The 18,202-nt window shown below is 68.6% G+C and carries 13 protein-coding genes; 7 read left to right on the top strand and 6 right to left on the bottom strand.

Annotated features, from left to right (window positions below; genetic code table 11):
- Window positions 1-39: 39 nt before the first annotated feature.
- From O5M90_RS25730 to O5M90_RS25710, 5 genes are read right to left on the bottom strand one after another with little or no spacing between them, the layout of a single operon-like run.
- On the bottom strand, window positions 40-555 hold the full coding sequence (locus tag O5M90_RS25730; protein ID WP_269841029.1) for a YfiR family protein: 516 nt from the start codon (window positions 553-555) through the stop codon (window positions 40-42).
- Window positions 552-2,513 carry a TonB-dependent receptor plug domain-containing protein gene (locus O5M90_RS25725; protein ID WP_269841030.1) on the bottom strand — a complete coding sequence of 654 codons (1,962 nt, stop codon included), beginning with the start codon at window positions 2,511-2,513 and terminating at the stop codon, window positions 552-554. Before O5M90_RS25725 ends, O5M90_RS25730 begins: the two co-directional genes overlap by 4 nt.
- Window positions 2,506-3,789, bottom strand: coding sequence for a sensor domain-containing diguanylate cyclase (locus O5M90_RS25720; RefSeq protein ID WP_269841031.1), 1,284 nt, complete (start codon window positions 3,787-3,789; stop codon window positions 2,506-2,508). The genes O5M90_RS25725 and O5M90_RS25720 overlap by 8 nt, the downstream gene beginning before the upstream one ends.
- A gap of 31 nt (window positions 3,790-3,820) precedes the next feature.
- Window positions 3,821-4,462 (bottom strand): response regulator, encoded by a 642-nt coding sequence (locus tag O5M90_RS25715; protein WP_137943307.1) that lies wholly within the window; start codon window positions 4,460-4,462, stop codon window positions 3,821-3,823.
- The gene (locus O5M90_RS25710; protein ID WP_262973893.1) at window positions 4,459-5,604 is read right to left on the bottom strand and encodes a hybrid sensor histidine kinase/response regulator; all 1,146 of its coding nucleotides are present in this window, start codon (window positions 5,602-5,604) and stop codon (window positions 4,459-4,461) included. Before O5M90_RS25710 ends, O5M90_RS25715 begins: the two co-directional genes overlap by 4 nt.
- A 297-nt stretch (window positions 5,605-5,901) precedes the next feature.
- Here O5M90_RS25710 and O5M90_RS25705 point away from each other — a divergent pair, with 297 nt between their 5' ends.
- The 7 genes from O5M90_RS25705 (at window position 5,902) to O5M90_RS25675 (ending at window position 15,594) form a co-directional block, all read left to right on the top strand.
- Window positions 5,902-6,324, top strand: coding sequence for a hypothetical protein (locus O5M90_RS25705; RefSeq protein WP_269841032.1), 423 nt, complete (start codon window positions 5,902-5,904; stop codon window positions 6,322-6,324).
- Between the two features lie 49 nt (window positions 6,325-6,373).
- Window positions 6,374-6,736: a response regulator gene (locus O5M90_RS25700; RefSeq protein WP_077038091.1), complete on the top strand. Its 363-nt coding sequence runs from the start codon at window positions 6,374-6,376 to the stop codon at window positions 6,734-6,736.
- 28 nt (window positions 6,737-6,764) lie between these two features.
- A complete protein-coding gene (locus O5M90_RS25695) occupies window positions 6,765-8,879 on the top strand; it encodes a chemotaxis protein CheA (RefSeq protein ID WP_269841033.1) in 2,115 nt (704 codons plus the stop codon).
- A gap of 24 nt (window positions 8,880-8,903) precedes the next feature.
- On the top strand, window positions 8,904-10,670 hold the full coding sequence (locus O5M90_RS25690) for a methyl-accepting chemotaxis protein (protein ID WP_440402441.1): 1,767 nt from the start codon (window positions 8,904-8,906) through the stop codon (window positions 10,668-10,670).
- A 62-nt stretch (window positions 10,671-10,732) separates the two neighbouring features.
- The gene (locus O5M90_RS25685; RefSeq protein ID WP_137943312.1) at window positions 10,733-11,266 is read left to right on the top strand and encodes a chemotaxis protein CheW; all 534 of its coding nucleotides are present in this window, start codon (window positions 10,733-10,735) and stop codon (window positions 11,264-11,266) included.
- Between the two features lie 74 nt (window positions 11,267-11,340).
- On the top strand, window positions 11,341-13,476 hold the full coding sequence (locus tag O5M90_RS25680) for a methyl-accepting chemotaxis protein (RefSeq protein ID WP_269841035.1): 2,136 nt from the start codon (window positions 11,341-11,343) through the stop codon (window positions 13,474-13,476).
- A 114-nt stretch (window positions 13,477-13,590) separates the two neighbouring features.
- On the top strand, window positions 13,591-15,594 hold the full coding sequence (locus O5M90_RS25675) for a methyl-accepting chemotaxis protein (RefSeq protein ID WP_269841036.1): 2,004 nt from the start codon (window positions 13,591-13,593) through the stop codon (window positions 15,592-15,594).
- A gap of 34 nt (window positions 15,595-15,628) precedes the next feature.
- Here O5M90_RS25675 and O5M90_RS25670 read toward each other — a convergent pair whose 3' ends face one another.
- Window positions 15,629-18,160 carry an ABC transporter permease gene (locus tag O5M90_RS25670; RefSeq protein ID WP_269841037.1) on the bottom strand — a complete coding sequence of 844 codons (2,532 nt, stop codon included), beginning with the start codon at window positions 18,158-18,160 and terminating at the stop codon, window positions 15,629-15,631.
- Window positions 18,161-18,202: the final 42 nt, after the last annotated feature.

Genomic DNA, 18,202 nt, shown 5'->3' with positions numbered 1-18,202 from the left:
GATGGATGCAGGACACCTCCCCCTAAGCCTAGGGGGCCACTACCGCACCTCGCGCGCCAGCTTCAGCATTTGCGCGCTCAACACCAGACCACGGCGCCGGCTTTCGCTGAGGTTGACACGAAACGCCAGGCTGTTGGGCTCCTGGATCAGTCCGATGTCGGCGCCCGCGCGAAAGGCCTCGGGGCTGTCGGCCACCAGCAGCACCGGGCTGGCCTCCAGCGCCAGCATCCAGCGCCGCAGCTCGGCGCGCCCGAGCTCGCCCAGCACCAGCAATTGGCAGTGGCGTGCCTGCTCGGGCCGCTCCGGCAGCGCCAGTTCCGGCAACAGCCCGCCCCAGGGCCTGCGCACCTGCTCGCGCAGCGCCGCCGCCAGCTCCGGCGACGTGCCGGCCAGGCATAGCGTGAAGCTGCGCAGCGGCGGTGGCGGCCAGCCGGTGAACTGGGCAAAGCGGTAGATGAAGGCCGCCTTCAGCCGCGCATCCTCGGGCACCGGCTCGTTCGCGGCGGCCGGTGCCGCCAGCAGCAGCCAGGCCAGCGGCAGCCAGAGCTTGCTCATGGCCCGAAGCGCCGGCTCAGACTCAGGCGCAAGACCCGACCCTCCTGGCGCAGCGGCAGCAGGCTGCCGGGCTCGGTGAACTCGGCGTAGCGCTTGTCGGCCAGGTTGTAGAGCCCCAGTGCCAGCTCGCTGCGCGCCTCGACGGGCCACAGCAGCTGCAGATTGACGATGCCGTAAGCCCCCTGGCGCTGATCCAGCACACGCCGCGCGCCGGCCGCCAGCCACTGGGCCGACAGCCGCAGCGGCCCCAGCGGCTGGCTGGCCTGCAGCTTCAGCAGGCTGCTCGGCTGGGTGTTGAGCGCATCGGTGGCGGCGTCGCTGCGCTGCCGGTTCAGGCTCAAGCTGGCCGACAGCTCGCCGCCGCCGGCCCAGCGCCCTTCCAGCCCCAGCTCGATGCCGCGGCTGAGCGGCCGGGCGCTGTTCTCGTAGACCGGAAACTCGGGGCTCAGCCGTATCAGACCGCTGATGCGGCTCAGATGCAGCGAGGCGCGCAAGCGCCACTGCGCACTCAGGCCCTGGTCCAGGGCCAGCTCCAGGCTGCGCACCCGCTCGGCACGCAAGGCCGGTGCGCCCAGTTCCTCGTTATTGCCGGCCTCGACGCGGTTGGCGCCGCGGAAGGCGCTGCCGTACAGCAGCTTGACCCCGGTCTGCGCGGCCGGGCTCCAGACCCAGGCCAGGCGCGGGTTGAGGCTGGCGCCCGCCGTGCGGCTGCGGTCATGGCGCAGCCCCAGCACCAGGGTGTGGCGTGGCGCCAGCCGCCACTCGTCCTGCACGAACAAGCCCAGGCGCCGGTCGCTGCCGTCCCGTTCCACCCAGGGCGGCACGCCCAGGGTGCCGGCCCAGACCTGCTGGGCCGCATCGTGCTGGTACTCCAGACCCAGGCTGAGGAAGTGTCGGGCGATCCCCTGATAGCCCAGGCGCAGGTCCAGCTGGCCCCAGCGGCCGAGGAACTGATTGCGGTACAGTGCCAGCGAGCCTTCGTCTTCGTCCGCGACATAGGGCGCGCTGTTGCGATAGAGCGCGCGCTGCAGCGCGAGTGCGGCATACAGCTCCCAGTCTTCGTTCAAGGCACGCTCCAGGGTCAGCTGGGCGAAGTGATTGCGGGTCAGGTCCAGCGAGGGCTCCAGGCGCTCGGGCTGCAGCGGTGACACGAACACCGGCAGCTGGCGACGCCGCTCGCTGCTGCCCAGGCGCAGGTTCAGGCCGCGATAGGAAAAGCCTGCCTGCAGCCGGCTGCCGCGGTCGCGGTCCAGCGCGCGGTGGCGCGCCGCCAGCGCCGGCGGCGGCGACAACACCGCGTCGGGCATGCGGTCCTGCTCGAAGCTCGACAGCCCGACCCAGGCCTCGGCCCCGTTGTCGCCGCGCCGGCCCAGCGAGACCGAGGCCTGGCGTTCCGAGCTAGAGGCCTGGCTGAACCCCAGGCGCAGGCCCTGCAAGCGGTCGGCACGCTGGGTGACGATATTGATCACGCCGAAGAAGGCATTGTTGCCATAGACCGAGGCGCCGGGGCCGGGCGCGAACTCGACCCGCTCGATCAGCGCGATATCGACCGCCGCGTCGCGCCCGACCTGGGCCGCGTCGAGGATGTTGTCATTGAGCCGCATGCCGTCCAGCAGCACCAGCAGGCGCGAGTTGTACTCGCCGGCCCGGCCCAGGCCGCGCGCCGAGACAAAGCTGAAGATGCTGTTGCTGCTGACATAAAGCCCCGGCAGGCTGCGCAGCACATCGGCCAGGCTGCGCAGACCGAGCCGGGCAATGTCCTGGGCGGTCAGCACATAGGTGACGGCCGGCGCCTGGGCCTCGCTCTGGGCGAAGCGCGAGGCGGTGCTGACTTCGACCCCGCGCGAGGGCTGGTCCAGGCCCTGCTTGAGCAGCTCCTCCAGGCTCGGCGGATCGTCGGCACCGGCCGCAGCGGTGGCGGCCAGCAGACACAGCATGGCGCTCAGAGCCCTAGGCATGGCCGGCCCGCCTGAAGCAGTTCTTGCCGGCCCGCTTGGCCGCATACATCGCGGCATCGGCGCGTGCCAGCAGGGCAGCCGGCGTGTCGGCGTCGCCGGGGCAGAAGGCCAGGCCCAGGGTCGCCCCCACCGGCATCAGCGCGCCGGCCACCCACAGCGGCTCGCGCACCGCGGCGATCAGGCGCTGGGCCAGCGCTTCGGCGGCGGCGGCATCGGGCAATTGGGGCAGCAGCAGCGCGAACTCGTCGCCGCCCAGGCGGCACAGCCGGTCATGGCCGCGCAGCACCGCGCCCATGCGCCGCGCCACCTCGCGCAGCACGCTGTCACCGGCCTCATGGCCATGGCCGTCGTTGACGAGCTTGAAGTTGTCCAGGTCGATGAAGACCAGGGCCATCAGCTCATCGCGCTGCAGGCTCCGGTCCATCAGCTCGGCCAGCTCGCGCTCGAAGGCCAGGCGGTTGGGCAGGCCGGTCAGGCTGTCGTGATGCGCCAGCTGCTGCAGCTGCTGGCCGGCGGCCTGCTCCTGGCGCAGGCGCTGGTTCAGGCCCTGCTGGGCGGCCTCGATGCGGCTGAGCATCTCGTTGAAGCGCTCGCTGAGGCGCCCCACCTCGTCGGCGCGCCGCACCGGCGCGCGCCGGCGATAGTCATGGTCATGGGCCACCTGTTCGGCCAGCGCGGCCAGCTCGACGATGGGGGCCAGCGCCCGCCGCTGCACGGCCCGCAGCACCCGCGCGGCCAGCACGATGGCCAGCAGCGCCAGCACACCCGTCAGCGCGGCCAGCCGCAGCAGGCCCTGCTCCAGGCCGGCCAGGCTCTCGCGCAGCAGCAGATGACCGACCGCTTCGCCCTGCTGCAGCACTGGCGCATGGACCTGGATTTCGCCGCCCTCGATGACACGGCCGGTCCAGGCCGGCACGACGGCCGGCGTGGCGCCCTCGGCCGGCCAGCGCGCGAACAGCCGGCCCCGCGCGTCCAGCAGCTGCAGCTCCAGCAGCTCGGCGCGGCGCGCGAATGCGGCCAGCTCGGCGGCCGCGGCGGCGCGGTCTTCGAACACCAGCATCGCGGCCAGGCCATGGGCCAGCAGCTGGGCGGCCTGCTCGGCGGCCTGGGCCTGGCGCTCGCGCGCGCCCAGCCAGGACAGCCCGGCGATCAGTCCCAGGGTCAGCAGCAGGGTCGCGGCCAGCACCGTCAGATTGAGCGCCGTCAGGCGGCGCACCAGCGAGCGCTCGGGCGGCCGCGCCCGAGCCGACGCGCCGCTCGGTTCTTGATCAGCCATCAGCGCTTTATCGGCGCGCTGCCGGCCGGCTTTAGCTCTCGACCAGACCGTTGCGGATCGCGTAGACCGTCAGCTCGGAGTTGTTCGACAGGGCCAGCTTTTCCAGCACGCGGGCGCGGTAGACGCTGACGGTCTTGGGGCTCAGCGTCAGCTCCTCGGCGATGTCGGACAGGCGTTTGCCCGAGGCAATCATCACCAGGGTCTGCAGCTCGCGGTCGGAGAGCTTCTGGTGGGCCTGCTCCGTGGACGGCGCGGTCAGGCTCTCGACCAGCATCTGGGCGATCTCGGGCGTCACATACTTGCGGCCCTGGGCCACGGTGCGCACCGCCGCCACCAGCAGCTGCGGGTCGCCGCCCTTGTTGACATAGCCGAAGGCGCCGGCCTTCAGCGCGCGGATCGCGTACTGATCTTCCGGATACATCGAGACGATCAGCACCCGCACCGGGTTGCCCTCGTCCTTGAGCACATGCAGCACATCGAGGCCGCTGCGGCCCGGCATATTGATGTCCAGCACGAGCACATCGCAGTCCTTGTCGGGCTGGCGCATCAGCGTGCGCAGCTCGCCATAGTCGCCGGCCTCGCCGATGACCTCGATATCGGCCGCATCGGACAGGGTGTCGCGGATGCCGCGACGTATCAGCGCATGGTCGTCACACAGAATCACCTTGATCATGCGCTGCCCCAGGCCGAAGGATCATGGGTGGCGGCGCGGCCGGCCTCGTCGTCGGCCAGGCTGTCGTCGGGCGCTTCGAGCGGCACCGACAGGATCAGGCTGGTCCCTCTGCTATTGCTGCTCAAATCGACCCATCCCCCAACGGTTGCGGCCCGTTCATGCAGACCACGGATGCCGAATGATCGCGCCTTGGCAAGATCGCCGGGCGCCACACCCTGACCATTGTCGCTGACCTCCAGGGTCAGCACGCCCGAGTCGACGCTCAGCTCGATATCGACCCGGCTGGCATTTGCATGCTTGCTGACATTGGTCAAGGCTTCCTGCGCGGTGCGGTAGGCCACCAGCGGCACGCCGGCCGGCAGCTGGATCTGCTCATGGCTGGTGCGCATGGTCGTCGTGATGCCGGTGCGGCGCTCGAAACGCATGCTCATCCACTGCACCGCCGCGACCAGGCCCTGCTCCAGGATGGCCGGCCGCAGGTTGTGCATGATGCGCTGGCTGGCCTCGATCGCGTAGCTGACCGTCTCCAGCGCCGACTGCACGCGCTGGCGCACCGCCGCATCCTGCGCATGGCGGGCGATCCAGGCCAGGTCGAACTTCAGCGCCGTCAGCGAGCCGCCGACATCGTCGTGGATCTCGCGCGCGATTGCCGCGCGTTCCATCTCGACGCTGGTCTGCAGATGACCGGCCAGCTCGTGCAGGCGCTGCTTGCTCTTGCGCAGTTCGCGGTCGGCCTCCAGCCGGGCGCACTGCATGTCATTGGCCTCGATGGCGTGCAGCAGGGCCGGCGCCAGCCGCGCCAGATTGTTCTTCAGCAGATAGTCGGAGGCGCCGGTGCGCATCGCCGCCACGGCCGTGTCTTCGCCGATCTCGCCGGAGACCAGCACGAAGGGAATCAGACGCTTGCTCTCCTTGAGCATGTCCAGCACCACCAGGCCGGAGAAACCGGGCAGGTTGTAGTCGGACACGATGGCATCCCAGGCTTCGGTCAGCGCCTGGGCGACCTCGGCCAGGGTATCGACCCGGTGCACCTCCAGGTCCAGGCCGGCGCGGCGCAACTGGGCCACGATCAGTTGGTGATCGAGTTCCGAATCCTCAACATGGAGTACACGCAGGCGGCGCTCGGCGCTAGAAACAGTCATGGGGCGGGAGTATGCCAAGAATGTGCAACAACTCACGGCAGCCCTGCCGCTATCCATGAACGGCAGCGCCGCCCAGCCCACAATCCGGCGTTAACCCGCATCAGGTTTGTTGGATTCGGGTCGATTCCAAGAAATAGGCCCAGTTCGGGCCGATTGTCCTGTCGACATGCCCACAAGAAATGCCGAAGATCCCGGATATGACCGGACCATCCGGTCGTCTGAGCCAGGTCAGCACATAACAAGCATGGAGCGACGAAGCCGATGAACGAAAACTCCACCCCTGATGAAGAGCCGGGCATGCTCCCTTTGCTGGCCGCCGCCGAACTGCAGGACCACCTGATGACGGTGACCAACGATCTGGAGCGCCTGCAGCGCCTGCTCGACGATGCCGGCGAGGCCTTGTCCGGCCATTTCTACAGCGCCTCCAGCCAGGTCCAGACCCTGCTGCGCCAGGCCGCCGAAAACCCCGGCACCGACAGCGGCGCGCTGCACCATGTGATGGAAGATATTGCCGGGGCCATCACGGCGCTGCAGTTCCAGGACATGGCCACCCAGTTGATCGCCCATACCAGCCAGCGCCTGCGCAACTGCGCCGACCAGCTGGCGCGCGACACCTTTGGCGACGACGAAGACGGCGAGGCGGTCGTCGAGATCGCGCCGCTGCGCCCGAATCCCGTGACTCAGGACGAAATGGACGCAGGGTCCATCGAACTGTTCTAAAGAGTTCTCAAGTTCAACCGATATCAGCTTGTTATCCGGAGAGAAAGCGATGCATTCAATTCTTGCTGTGGACGATTCGGCCTCGATGCGCCAGATGGTCTCCTTCACCCTCAAGAACGCAGGTTTCAATGTGGTTGAGGCGGTCGATGGCCAGGATGCCTGGGAAAAGTCCAGCTCGCGCGATTTCGATCTGGTGCTGACCGATCAGAACATGCCGCGCATGGACGGCATCAGCCTGACCAAGAAACTGCGCGACAACCCCAAGTTCAAAACCACCCCCATCCTGATCCTGACCACCGAGTCCAGCGACCAGATGAAGCAGGCCGGCCGTGCCGCTGGCGCCACCGGCTGGCTGGTCAAGCCTTTTGATCCGGCCAAGCTGATCGAGGTGATCGGCAAAGTGATTCGCTGAGGCCTGGCGCCACAACAAGGAGTAAAGCATGGGAGAAATGACCTCCGAAGGCGCAAGCCTGAGTGCCGGCATTGACCTGAGTCAGTTCTACCAGGTCTTCTTCGAGGAAGCCGGCGAGAACCTCGACAATATGGAACAGCTGCTGCTGAACCTGAATATCGAGACCGCCGACGATGAAGAGCTGAACGCGATCTTTCGCTGCGCGCACTCGATCAAGGGTGGTGCGGCAACCTTCGGCTTCGGCGATGTGGCCGAGCTGACCCACCAGATGGAGACGCTGCTGGACAAGCTGCGCCGCCACGAGCTGGCACCGAATGCCGCGATGGTGGACATCCTGCTGCAGTCCGGCGATGCGCTGCGCGCGCAGCTGGGCCGCCACCAGGGCTCCGGCGCCGACGCGGTCGACACCACCGACCTGCTGACCAGCATCCGTGCGCTGGTCGAGGGCAAGGAGGTGGCGGCTCCGGTGGCGCAAAGCGCCGCGCCGGCGCCTGCACCGAAGCCGGCCGCAGCAGCGCCGGCCAAGCCGACCGCACGCGAGCTGGAACTGCAGGTTGGGCCGCTGTCCGATCTGAGCCTGGCCGACAACCTGGTCGAGCTGTTCAAGGAAATCACCGATCTCGGCACGATAGAGCCGCTGGACGGCGGTGTCTCCTCCGACGGCATGCGCCGCTACAAGATCCTGACCGGCAGCACCGACAACGATCTGCTGGATCTCTTCACCTTCCATGTGGCCCGCGAGCAGGTCAAGCTGCTGCCGCTGGGCCCGGGCTTCGGCTTCCACGAGGGCGCGCCCGGCGCGCCGCCGGCCGAGGCGCCGAGCAAGGATCCGGGCTACGGCTTCTTTGACGATGCCCCGGGCCTGCCCAGCGGCAGCACCGAGCTCGAAGCCCAGGCCCAGCTGCCCGCCGAGGCACCGAAGGCCGTGGTCGCCAAGCCGGCCGCCAAGACCGAGGCCCGGCCGCCGGCCGGCGGCATGGACCAGTCCACGCTGCGCGTCTCGGTCGAGAAGGTCGACCAGCTGATCAATCTGGTCGGCGAGCTGGTCATCACCCAGGCCATGCTGGCGCAGAACAGCAGCCAGCTGGACCCGGCCCTGTATCAGCAGCTGGCCTCCGGCCTGGCCGATCTGGAACGCAACACCCGGGATCTGCAGGAATCGGTGATGTCGATCCGCATGATTCCGATGTCGGGCGTGTTCAACCGCTTCCCGCGCATGCTGCGCGACCTGGCCGCCAAGCTGGGCAAGAAGGTCGAGCTGGTCACGCAGGGCGAAGCCACCGAGCTGGACAAAGGCCTGGTCGAGAAGATCACCGACCCGCTGACCCATCTGGTGCGCAACAGCTGCGACCACGGCATCGAACTGCCGGCCGAGCGCATCGCCAAGGGCAAGCCCGAGCAGGGCACGATCACCCTGGTCGCTTCGCACCAGGGCGGCTCCATCGTGATCGAGGTGCGCGACGATGGCCGCGGCCTGAACCGCGACAAGCTGATCAAGAAGGCGCGCGAGAAAGGCATCGATGCACCCGACTCGATGAGCGACGCCGAGGTCTGGGGCCTGATCTTCGCGCCCGGCTTCTCCACCGCCGACCAAGTCACCGATGTCTCGGGACGCGGCGTCGGCATGGACGTGGTCAAGCGCAATATCACCCAGCTGGGCGGCACGGTCGAGATCGACTCGGCCGAGGGCTATGGCATGAAGGTCTCGGTGCGTCTGCCGCTGACCCTGGCCATCATGGACGGCATGAGTGTGGGCGTCGGCGACGAGGTCTACATCCTGCCGCTGGCCTCGGTGGTCGAATCCTTCCAGGTCCAGGCCGACACCATCAAGACCGTCGGCGGCTCGGGCCGCGTGGTCGAGGTGCGCGACGAATACATGCCGGTCGTGGAATTGGAGCAGGTTTTCAATGTTCCACGTTTCGATTTCGAGCATGTCAGCTCCATCATGGTGGTGGTGGAAGCCGAGGGGGGCCGCGTGGCCATGCTGGTGGACGAGTTGCTCGGCCAGCAGCAGGTGGTCGTGAAGAACCTGGAAGCCAACTACCGCAAGGTGCCCGATGTCTCGGGCGCCACCATCATGGGCGACGGCCGCGTCGCGCTGATTCTCGATGTGGGCAGCCTGGTCAGGCGCTCGCGTCACTGAAGTCGAAGCTACAGAGGTATCCGAATGAGTATGAGTGCAATGCTCCGCCGCTTCAGCATACGCACCCGCATGATTGGCGCGATCGCCATGGTGCTGGTGCTGCTGCTGGCCGTGGGCAGCGTCGGTCTGCTTGGCATGAACTCGATGCGCGACCAGACCAAGCAGTTCGCCGAAGTGTCCGTCGGCGAAGCCAATCAAGTCACCCGCCTGGTTCACGCCATGGGGGAGATGCGGCGCTTCGAGAAGGACATGATCATCAACTACGAGAAGCCCGAGGTCGTCAAGGCGATGCGCGCCAAGTGGGACGACTCGCGCAAGTCCATCGCCGAGATCGCCAAGGCCATGCGCAGCGGTGAAAGCGCCGGCGACAAGGCCAGCATGGCCAAGGTGCTGAGCCTGCTGGACGCCTACGCCACCAAGGCCCAGCCGGTGCTGACCCAGCTGGAGGCTGGCGGCTACGACAACGCCGCCGTGGCCGACAAGCTGCTGGGCCGCGCCAAGGACGATGTGGCCCTGGCCGAGAAGCAGATCGATGAGCTGCGCGCCGCGCTGCAGCAGGAAGCCACCGACACGCAGCAGCGTGCCCAGGCCACCCAGGGCCAGGTCTTGACCGCCTTCATCGTCGTGCTGGCCCTGGCCGCCGCCGTGGTGGTGCCGCTGACCCTCTTGAATATGCAGAGCATCTGCAAGCCGCTGGCCGAGGCCGAACTGCTGGCCGAAGCGATCGCCAAGGGCGACCTGACCAGCAGCGCCGCCGTGGTCGAGGGTCAGGACGAGGCCTCGCATCTGATGCGCTCGCTGCAGAATATGCAGGCCTCACTGCAGAACCTGGTGGGCCAGCTGCGCACCTCGGCCGACAGCATCCGCACCGCCTCGGTCGAGATCGCCACCGGCAACCAGGATCTGTCGGGCCGCACCGAGCAGACCGCCTCCAATCTTCAGCAGGCCGCCTCGTCGATGGTGCAGCTGACCGGCACCGTCAAGCAGACCGCCGATTCGGCCCGCACCGCCAACCAGCTGGTGTCTTCGGCCTCGAACGCCGCCGCCAAGGGCGGCCAGGTGGTCAGCCAGGTGGTCTCGACGATGGACGAGATCAACACCAGCTCGAAGAAGATCAGCGACATCATCGGCGTGATCGATGGCATCGCCTTCCAGACCAATATCCTGGCCTTGAACGCCGCGGTCGAAGCAGCCCGCGCCGGCGAGCAGGGCCGCGGCTTCGCGGTCGTGGCCGGCGAGGTCCGCTCGCTGGCGCAGCGCAGTGCCGAGGCCGCCCGCGAGATCAAGACCCTGATCGGCGCCAGCGTCGAGCGGGTCGAGACCGGTGCGCGCCTGGTGCAGGAAGCCGGCAGCTCGATGAGCGACATCGTCTCCAGCGTGCAGCGCGTCTCCGACATCATCGGCGAGATCACCGCCGCCTCGGCCGAGCAGAGCGACGGCATCGGCCAGGTCAACCAGTCGGTGGTGCAACTCGACCAGATGACGCAGCAGAACGCCGCGCTGGTGGAGGAATCCGCTGCCGCCGCCGAGAGCCTGAAGGACCAGGCCGAGCGCCTGGCCCTGGCGGTCGACAAGTTCCGCATCAGCAAGCAGGCCAGCGCGATGCTGGCGCCGGCGGCCCCAGCGGTCAAGGCGTTCAGCCCGGCCAAGCCGGCGCCGGCCAAGATCGCGGCGCCTCGAACTGCCGCTGCCGCAAAGCCGGCCGCCGCGCCGCGCCCGTCGCCCAAGCCGCCGGCGCCCAGCCCCAAGCCCGCGATGGCCGCCGCCGATGGCGACTGGGAAACCTTTTGATGCCCGCCGGCATCGCCCGCCCACCTTTTGATCATCAAGCCCACACCACAACGAGGTAAGCCATGGAAACCATCAGCGAAACGACCCAGCTGGTCCGCCGTGAATCCGCCGGCAATCTGGCCGTCAAAGCCCATGGCCCGGCCAGCGGCGAATACCTGACCTTCCGCCTCGGCGGCGAGGAATACGGCATCGACATCCTGAAGGTGCAGGAAATCCGCAGCTACGAGCCGCCCACCCGCATCGCCAACGCCCCCGACTTCATCAAGGGCGTGGTCAATCTGCGCGGCGTCATCGTGCCCATCGTCGACCTGCGCCTGAAGCTGGGCTGCCCCACTGCCGAGTACAACAGCTTCACCGTCGTGATCGTGCTGAATGTGCGCAACCGCGTGGTCGGTGCGGTGGTCGACTCGGTGTCCGATGTGCTGGAGCTGAGCCGCGACGCCATCCGCCCTGCTCCCGAACTGAATGCCAGCGCGGTCGACACCAGCTTCATCACCGGCATCGGCGCGGTCAACGACCGCATGCTGATCCTGATGGACATCGAAGGGCTGATGAGCAGCGCCGACATGGGTCTGATGGACTCTGTGATCGGCTGACAGCACCCAGGCCCGCCAGCGTAGCGGGCCTTCTTTTGACAGGGACGGACTCTGGGTCCAAGGAGTTGCCCCATATGGCTACCGGAATTACTTCGATCGCACGCCGCGTCTCTCTGGTCGGCGTCGTTTCCCTCTCCGTGATCCTGCTGGCCACCAGCGGGATCGTCAGCGTGATGCTGACCAAGGTCGCTCATGAACGTGTGGTCAGCTGGGTCGGCGACAAGACCCAGTCGCTGATCGACACCATGCACGCGATGGACGACACCTCGCGCACCCTGGTGGAGCGCAGCTTCGGCACCTTCCGCCAGGAGTTCGGTCCCAGCTTCACGCTGGACGAGGCCACCGGCGAGCTGCGCGACTGGGGCCCGACCCTGAATGGCAACTTCACCCAGGTCGACAAGTTCGCGGCCACCAGCGGCGGCGTCGCCACGGTGTTCGCCGCCAAGGGCGACGACTTCCTGCGCATCACCACCTCGCTGAAGAACGACAAGGGAGAGCGCGCGATGGGCACGCTGCTGGGCAAGCAGCACCCGGCCTATGCCACGCTGACGGCCGGCAAGCCCTATGCGGGCCGCGCCAATCTGTTCGGCCGCGCCTATATGACCTATTACGAGCCGGTCAAGAACGATGCCGGCAAGCAGGTCGGCCTGCTCTTCATCGGTTTCGACCTCGATGCCTTCGAGGCCGCGATGAGCAAGATGGCCAATGACGCCAAGTTCTTCGACAGCGGCGGCACCTATATGGTCAGCGTCGGCAAGGACCCGGCCCAGGCCCGCTTCGCCTCGCATCCGACGGCCAAGGGCAAGCTGGTCAGCGAGGTCGCGCCCGAGCTGATCAAGCAGCTCGGCGAGGTCGGCCAGGACGGCTACCTGGGCGATTCGCCCGATGTGCTGGGCAATGGCCACAGCGACAACTTCGCCGTCGTTCGCAAGAACGACAAGGCCGGGCTGTGGGTCGTCGCCCAGGTCTCGCGCGGCGAGGCGATGGCCTCGCACTGGGCCACGCTGGTGCCCTTCTGGTTGATGCTGGGTGGCACCACAGTGGCGTTGGGCTTCGGCCTGTTCTGGATGATGCGCAACTGGGTCGCCAAGCCGCTGGCCTCGCTCAGCGAGGGCGTGCGCGCCATCGCCCAGGGCGATCTGAGCGTGCCGGTGCGCAGCGACCGGCAGGACGAGATCGGCGCGCTGATGCGCGATACCGAGGGCATGCGCCAGCGCCTGGCCGACATCATCGGCACGGTGCGCAACTCGGTCGACTCGATAGGCACGGCCAGCGCCGAGATCGCCACCGGCAACCAGGACCTGAGCCAGCGCACCGAGCAGACCGCCTCGAATCTGCAGATCACCGCCTCCTCGATGGTGGAGCTGACCGGCACCGTCAAGCAGACCGCCGATTCGGCCCGCACCGCCAACCAGCTGGTGTCGACGGCCTCCAGCGCCGCCGCCAAGGGCGGCGAGGTGGTCAGCCAGGTGGTCTCGACGATGGACGAAATCAACACCAGCTCGAAGAAGATCAACGACATCATCGGCGTGATCGACGGCATCGCCTTCCAGACCAATATCCTGGCCTTGAACGCCGCCGTCGAAGCGGCCCGCGCCGGCGAGCAGGGCCGCGGCTTCGCGGTTGTGGCCGCCGAGGTGCGCTCGCTGGCCCAGCGTTCGGCGGCGGCCGCCAAGGAGATCAAAGGCCTGATCGGCGCCAGCGTCGACCGGGTCGAAGTCGGCAGCCGCCTGGTGCAGGAGGCCGGCAGCTCGATGCAGGACATCGTCGCCAGCGTGGCCCGGGTCTCCGACATCATCGGCGAGATCACCGCCGCCTCGGCCGAGCAGAGCGACGGCATCGGGAATGTCAACCAGTCGGTCGTGCAGCTCGACCAGATGACGCAGCAGAACGCCGCGCTGGTCGAACAGTCCGCAGCGGCCGCCGAGAGCCTCAAGGAGCAGGCCCATCGCCTGGTCGAGGCGGTCTCGGTGTTCCGGGTCGCGCCGGGCCAGTCGGCCGCCGCGCCGCTGCCCAACAAGCCCGCCCCCGCCACGAAAGCGAGCACGGTCGCCGCCAGGCCCGCCCCCGCCAAGAGCAGCCCGGCCAGCCCCGGCTCCAAGCAGGTCGCGCAGAAGGTGCTGGCCAAGGCGGCTCAATCGAGCAAGCCTGCCGCTGCCCTGAGCCCGCCCAAGGCGGCCAAGGATGACGGTGACTGGGAGACCTTCTAAGTCGATCCATGATGCCGTCGGACATGCTCGCAGAAGCAGATCGCCGGCGAACGAATTCAGGGGGGATCGGGCCGCAGGGCCTGGCCCCCTTTTTGTTTTTCGAGGAGCACAACAATGTTTGATTCGATCAAGACCAAGCTGATCAGTCTGTGCGTCGGGGTGGTGGTGGTGACTCTGAGCATCGTCACCGTCGCCGACTACCTGATCGTGCGCAAGCACACCCATGCCCAGGTCAACGCCAGCCTGGATGCGCTGGCGGCGGCCCATGGCGGCGCCATCGCCCAATGGGTGCGCAGCCAGCGCGACATCGTCTCTGCCCTGGTGCCGGTAGCCAAGGCCACCGAGCCGGTGCCGATGCTCTTGCAGGCGGCGAAGTCCGGCCGGCTCGACACCGCCTATGTGGCCCATGCCGACAAGCGCATCGAGTTTTCGACCAAGCAAGACCTGCCCCCCGGCTACGACCCGACCTCGCGCCCCTGGTATCAGCAGGCGGCCGGGGCCAGCGCCGCCATCATCACCGAACCCTATGCCGATGCCGCCACCAAGCGTCTGGTCGTGACCTTCGCCCTGGGCGTCAAGGAGGGCGGCAGCAATACCGCCGTGGTGGCCACCGATGTGTTTCTGGACGGCGTCGTCGAGACCATCAAATCGATCAAGCCGACGCCCGCCGGCTGGGCCTTTCTGATCACCCGTCAAGGCAAGATCCTGGCGCATCCGAACACCGCGCTGGCGATGAAGCCCAGCACCGAACTGAGTCCGCAGTTCGACACCAAGGCGCTGGAAGAGAGTTTCAAGTCCGGCAGTGGCTGGGTCGAGGCCAAGGTCGGCGATCAGACCGTGCTGATGCGTGCCGCGCCGATCGCCGAGACCGACTGGGTGCTGGTCACGGCCGCCGACAAGGGCGAAGCCCTGGCCTCGCTGAGCTCCCTGGTCAACACCTCGGTGATCGCGCTGGTTGTCGTGATGGTGCTGGCGGGCCTGCTGGTCGCGGGTCTGGTGACCGCGATGCTGGGCGGGCTGGACAAGGTGCGCGCCGCGCTCGACGAGATCAGCGCCGGCGGCGGCGACCTGACCCAGCGCCTGCCGGTGGCCGGCAAGGACGAGATCGCCCGCATCGCTGGCTCCTTCAACACCTTTGCCGAAAAGATCCAGCACATCCTGCTCGATGTGCGGGCCGCCAGCAATTCCATCACCACCGCGTCCAGCGAGATCGCAGTCGGCGCGCAAGACCTGTCACAGCGCACCGAGCAGACGGCGGCCAATCTGGAACAGGCCGCCTCGTCGATGGAAGAGCTGACCGCCACCGTGCGCCAGACCGCCGATGCCGCGCTGACCGCCAACCAGCTGGCCTCCTCGGCCTCCTCGGCCGCGGCCAAGGGCGGCACCGTGGTCGGCCAGGTGGTCTCGACGATGGACGCGATCACGACCAGCTCGAAGAAGATCAGCGACATCATCGGCGTGATCGACGGCATCGCCTTCCAGACCAACATCCTGGCGCTGAACGCCGCCGTCGAGGCGGCCCGCGCCGGCGAGCAGGGCCGCGGCTTCGCGGTGGTGGCCTCGGAGGTGCGCTCGCTGGCCCAGCGCAGCGCCGATGCGGCCAAGGAGATCAAGGGCCTGATCGGCGCCAGTGTCGACAGCGTCGAGGCCGGCAGCCGCCTGGTGCAGGAAGCCGGCAGCTCGATGAACGACATCGTCTCCAGCGTGCAGCGCGTCACCGACATCATCGGCGAGATCACTGCCGCCTCGACCGAGCAGAGCAGCGGCATCGCCCTGGTCAATGATGCCGTCGTCCACCTGGACCAGATGACCCAGCAGAACGCCGCCCTGGTCGAGGAGTCGGCGGCGGCGGCCGAGAGCCTGAAGGACCAGGCCCACAAGCTGACCGAGGTGGTATCGGTGTTCCGGCTCTCCAATAACGATGCGGCACCGGCCTACCAGGCGTCCGCTGTGTCCAAGCCCAAGCCAGCGTCAGCGCCGGCCGCACACCGGCCGGTGGCCGCCAAGCCCGCCGCGCCCAAGCCGGCTGCCAAGACCGAGGCCCCTCGCCCGGCGGCCGCCGCGCCGAAGCCGGCGCCCAAGCCGCAGGGCAATGACAGCGACTGGGAGACCTTCTGATCCGGGCAGCCCGACGCCGCGCTGAAGCGGCCGTTCAGTTGGTGTCCGCCTCGCGCAAGGTCACCATCACCGGCCGCTGCAGCACGCCGCGCAGGCTCCACCAGCCGGCCGCCTGGGCCAGCAGCGCGCCCAGCGCGGCGCTGGCCAGCGGCACCCAGGGGCTGCCACCCCAGTCGAACTCGAACACATAGCGGGCCAGCAGGCTGCCCAGCGCCAGCGCGACCAGACCGGCCAGCGCGCCGGCCAGCGCGCCCACGCCCAGCAACTCGGCGCGTTGCACCTGGGCCAGCAACTGCTTGCTGGCGCCCAGCGCCCGCATCAGGCCGAACTCGCGGATGCGCGACTCGCGCGTGCTGCTGACCGCGCTGAGCAGCACCACCAGGCCGGTCGCCAAGGTGAACGCGAACAGGAACTGCACCGCCTGTATCACCTGGTCCAGCACCTGCTGCACCTGCTGGATCTGGGCCGAGACATCGACATTGGTGATGTTGGGAAAGTCATGGCTGAGCTGCCTATCCAGCTCGCCGCCCTGGGGCGCACGGAAGGCCGCGATATAGGTGCTGGGCAGTTCGGGCATGGCTGCGCGCGGGAACAGCACGAAGAAGTTGACCCGCATCGAGCTCCAGTCCACTTTGCGCAGGCTGCTGATACGGCCGCTGACGATGCTGCCGGCGATATCGAAGCTCAGGCTGTCGCCAAGCTTGAGCCCCAGCTGCTTGGCCAGGCCGGCCTCGACGCTCAGGCCCTCGGCCTCGTCGGCGGTCCAGCGCCCGCCGACCAGCTGGTTGTGGGTAGGCAGCTCGGCGCCATGGCTCAGATTGAACTCGCGCTCGACCAGGCGTTGCGAGCGCTCCTCGCTGAACTGCTTGGGTGCCACCGTCTTGCCATTGATCGCCACCAGCCGGCCGCGGATCATCGGATACCAGTCATAACCGCTGACGCCGGCCGTCTTCAACTGCTGCCGGAAGGCCTCGCCCTGATCGGGCTGGATATTGATGACGAAGCGGTTCGGCGCATCGGCCGGGCTGGCCGCACGCCAGCTGGCGATCAGGTCGGTGCGCAGCAGCACCAGCAGGGCCAGCGCCAGCAGACCCACCGCCAGCGCCGAGACCTGCACCACCGCGAAGGCCGGCCGCGCCGCCACCTGGCGGGTCGCCAGCAGCAGCCAGCGCGGCGCGCCCGCGCCGGGCACCAGACGGCGCAGCAGCAGCACCGCGCCCCAGGCCAGCAGCGCAAACACGGCCAGCGCCGCCGCGAAGCCGCCGGCCGCGATCAGGCCCAGCTTGATATCGCCCGACAGCGCCACCAGGATGGCGCCAAAGCCCAGCACCCCGGCACCCAGCACCAGCAGCGAGCCGGCCTTGATAGCGCCCAAATCGCGCCGCATCACCCGCAGCGCCGGCACCGCCGCCAGCTGCAGCACCGGCGGCAGCCCGAAGCCCAGCAGCAGGCTCATGCCCAGCCCGACGCCCAGGCCCACCGGCCACAGGCCGGCGGCCGGCAGATCGACCGCGATCAGCCCGGCCAGCAGGCTGACGAACACATAGTGCAGCGCAAAGCCCAGGGCCACGCCGACCAGGCTGGCCAGCAGGCCGACGACGCCGAACTCCAGACCATAGGCCCAGGCGATGCGGCGCTGCGGCTGGCCCAGCACCCGCAGCATCGCGCAGTCGTCCAGATGGCGGGCCGCAAAGTCGCGCGCCGCCAGCGCCACCGCCACCGCCGCCAGCAGGGCCGACAGCATCGCCACCAGATTCAGAAACTTGCTGGCCCGGTCCATGGTCTGGCGCATCTCGGGCCGGCCGCCCTCCAGTGACTCCAGGCGCACGCCGCGCAAGCCCTGGGCCTCGATCAGCGCCGCCGCCTGCTGCTCGAACTCGCGTGCGGCGACCGCCCGCCCGGCCGGCGCGATCACCGCGAAGCGGTAGTTCAGCCGGCTGGCCGGCTGCACCAGGCCGGTGGCGGCCAGATCGGCCTCGGCCAGCATCACCCGCGGCGCAAAGCTCAGGAAGCCGGCCCCCCGGTCGGGCTCGTTGGCGATCACGCCGGCCAGCTTCAGGCGGGACTCGCCGAGCAGCAAAGGGTCACCGAGCTTCAGTCCCAGCGCGTCCAGCACGCCGGCATCGACCCAGACCTCGCCGCGCGCCGGCGCGCCGAGCTTGCGGCCGTCGGCCAGGCTGACCTTGCCGCGCAGCGGATAGGCTTCGCCGACCGCCTTGACCGCCACCAGCCGGCTGGCGCCGCCCTGCTCGTCCGGCGCCCGCGCCATGCTGGGGAAGCTGACCGTGCCGACCCGCGCCAGCCCGAGACGTTCGGCCAGTTCGCGCAGCGGCGCCGGCGTCACCTGGTCGCTGCTGACCACTGCGTCGCCACCCAGCAGCTGGGCCGCGTCGCGCTTGAGCCCCTGCTCCATCCGGTCGGCCAGAAAGCCCACCGCGCACAGCGCCGCCACCGCCAGCGCGACAGCCAGCACCAGCAGGCGCAGCTCGCCGGCACGCCAATCGCGCCACAGCTGGCGCCAGGCCAGGGTCAGAACGGTCGGAGGGGTGAGCGCGGGCTTGTTCATGCTCGCGACTCTAACCGGCACTCGCCCATACCGTCCCGGCCT

Origin of the sequence: Paucibacter sp. M5-1, from assembly GCF_027498415.2 — a bacterium.
Taxonomy (GTDB): domain Bacteria; phylum Pseudomonadota; class Gammaproteobacteria; order Burkholderiales; family Burkholderiaceae_C; genus Roseateles_E.
Note: the sequence above shows the minus strand (reverse complement) of the source record. Positions and strands in the feature narration are given on the sequence as shown.

Excerpts from the sequence above, each read along its gene's own strand:
- O5M90_RS25700 (WP_077038091.1), top strand. The coding sequence starts at position 6,374 with ATGCATTCAATTCTTGCTGTGGACGATTCGGCCTCGATGCGCCAGATG.
- O5M90_RS25710 (WP_262973893.1), bottom strand. The coding sequence starts at position 5,604 with ATGACTGTTTCTAGCGCCGAGCGCCGCCTGCGTGTACTCCATGTTGAG.
- O5M90_RS25670 (WP_269841037.1), bottom strand. The coding sequence starts at position 18,160 with ATGAACAAGCCCGCGCTCACCCCTCCGACCGTTCTGACCCTGGCCTGG.
- O5M90_RS25695 (WP_269841033.1), top strand. The coding sequence starts at position 6,765 with ATGGGAGAAATGACCTCCGAAGGCGCAAGCCTGAGTGCCGGCATTGAC.
- O5M90_RS25705 (WP_269841032.1), top strand. The coding sequence starts at position 5,902 with ATGCTCCCTTTGCTGGCCGCCGCCGAACTGCAGGACCACCTGATGACG.
- O5M90_RS25675 (WP_269841036.1), top strand. The coding sequence starts at position 13,591 with ATGTTTGATTCGATCAAGACCAAGCTGATCAGTCTGTGCGTCGGGGTG.
- O5M90_RS25715 (WP_137943307.1), bottom strand. The coding sequence starts at position 4,462 with ATGATCAAGGTGATTCTGTGTGACGACCATGCGCTGATACGTCGCGGC.
- O5M90_RS25725 (WP_269841030.1), bottom strand. The coding sequence starts at position 2,513 with ATGCCTAGGGCTCTGAGCGCCATGCTGTGTCTGCTGGCCGCCACCGCT.
- O5M90_RS25685 (WP_137943312.1), top strand. The coding sequence starts at position 10,733 with ATGGAAACCATCAGCGAAACGACCCAGCTGGTCCGCCGTGAATCCGCC.
- O5M90_RS25720 (WP_269841031.1), bottom strand. The coding sequence starts at position 3,789 with ATGGCTGATCAAGAACCGAGCGGCGCGTCGGCTCGGGCGCGGCCGCCC.
- O5M90_RS25690 (WP_440402441.1), top strand. The coding sequence starts at position 8,904 with ATGAGTATGAGTGCAATGCTCCGCCGCTTCAGCATACGCACCCGCATG.
- O5M90_RS25730 (WP_269841029.1), bottom strand. The coding sequence starts at position 555 with ATGAGCAAGCTCTGGCTGCCGCTGGCCTGGCTGCTGCTGGCGGCACCG.
- O5M90_RS25680 (WP_269841035.1), top strand. The coding sequence starts at position 11,341 with ATGGCTACCGGAATTACTTCGATCGCACGCCGCGTCTCTCTGGTCGGC.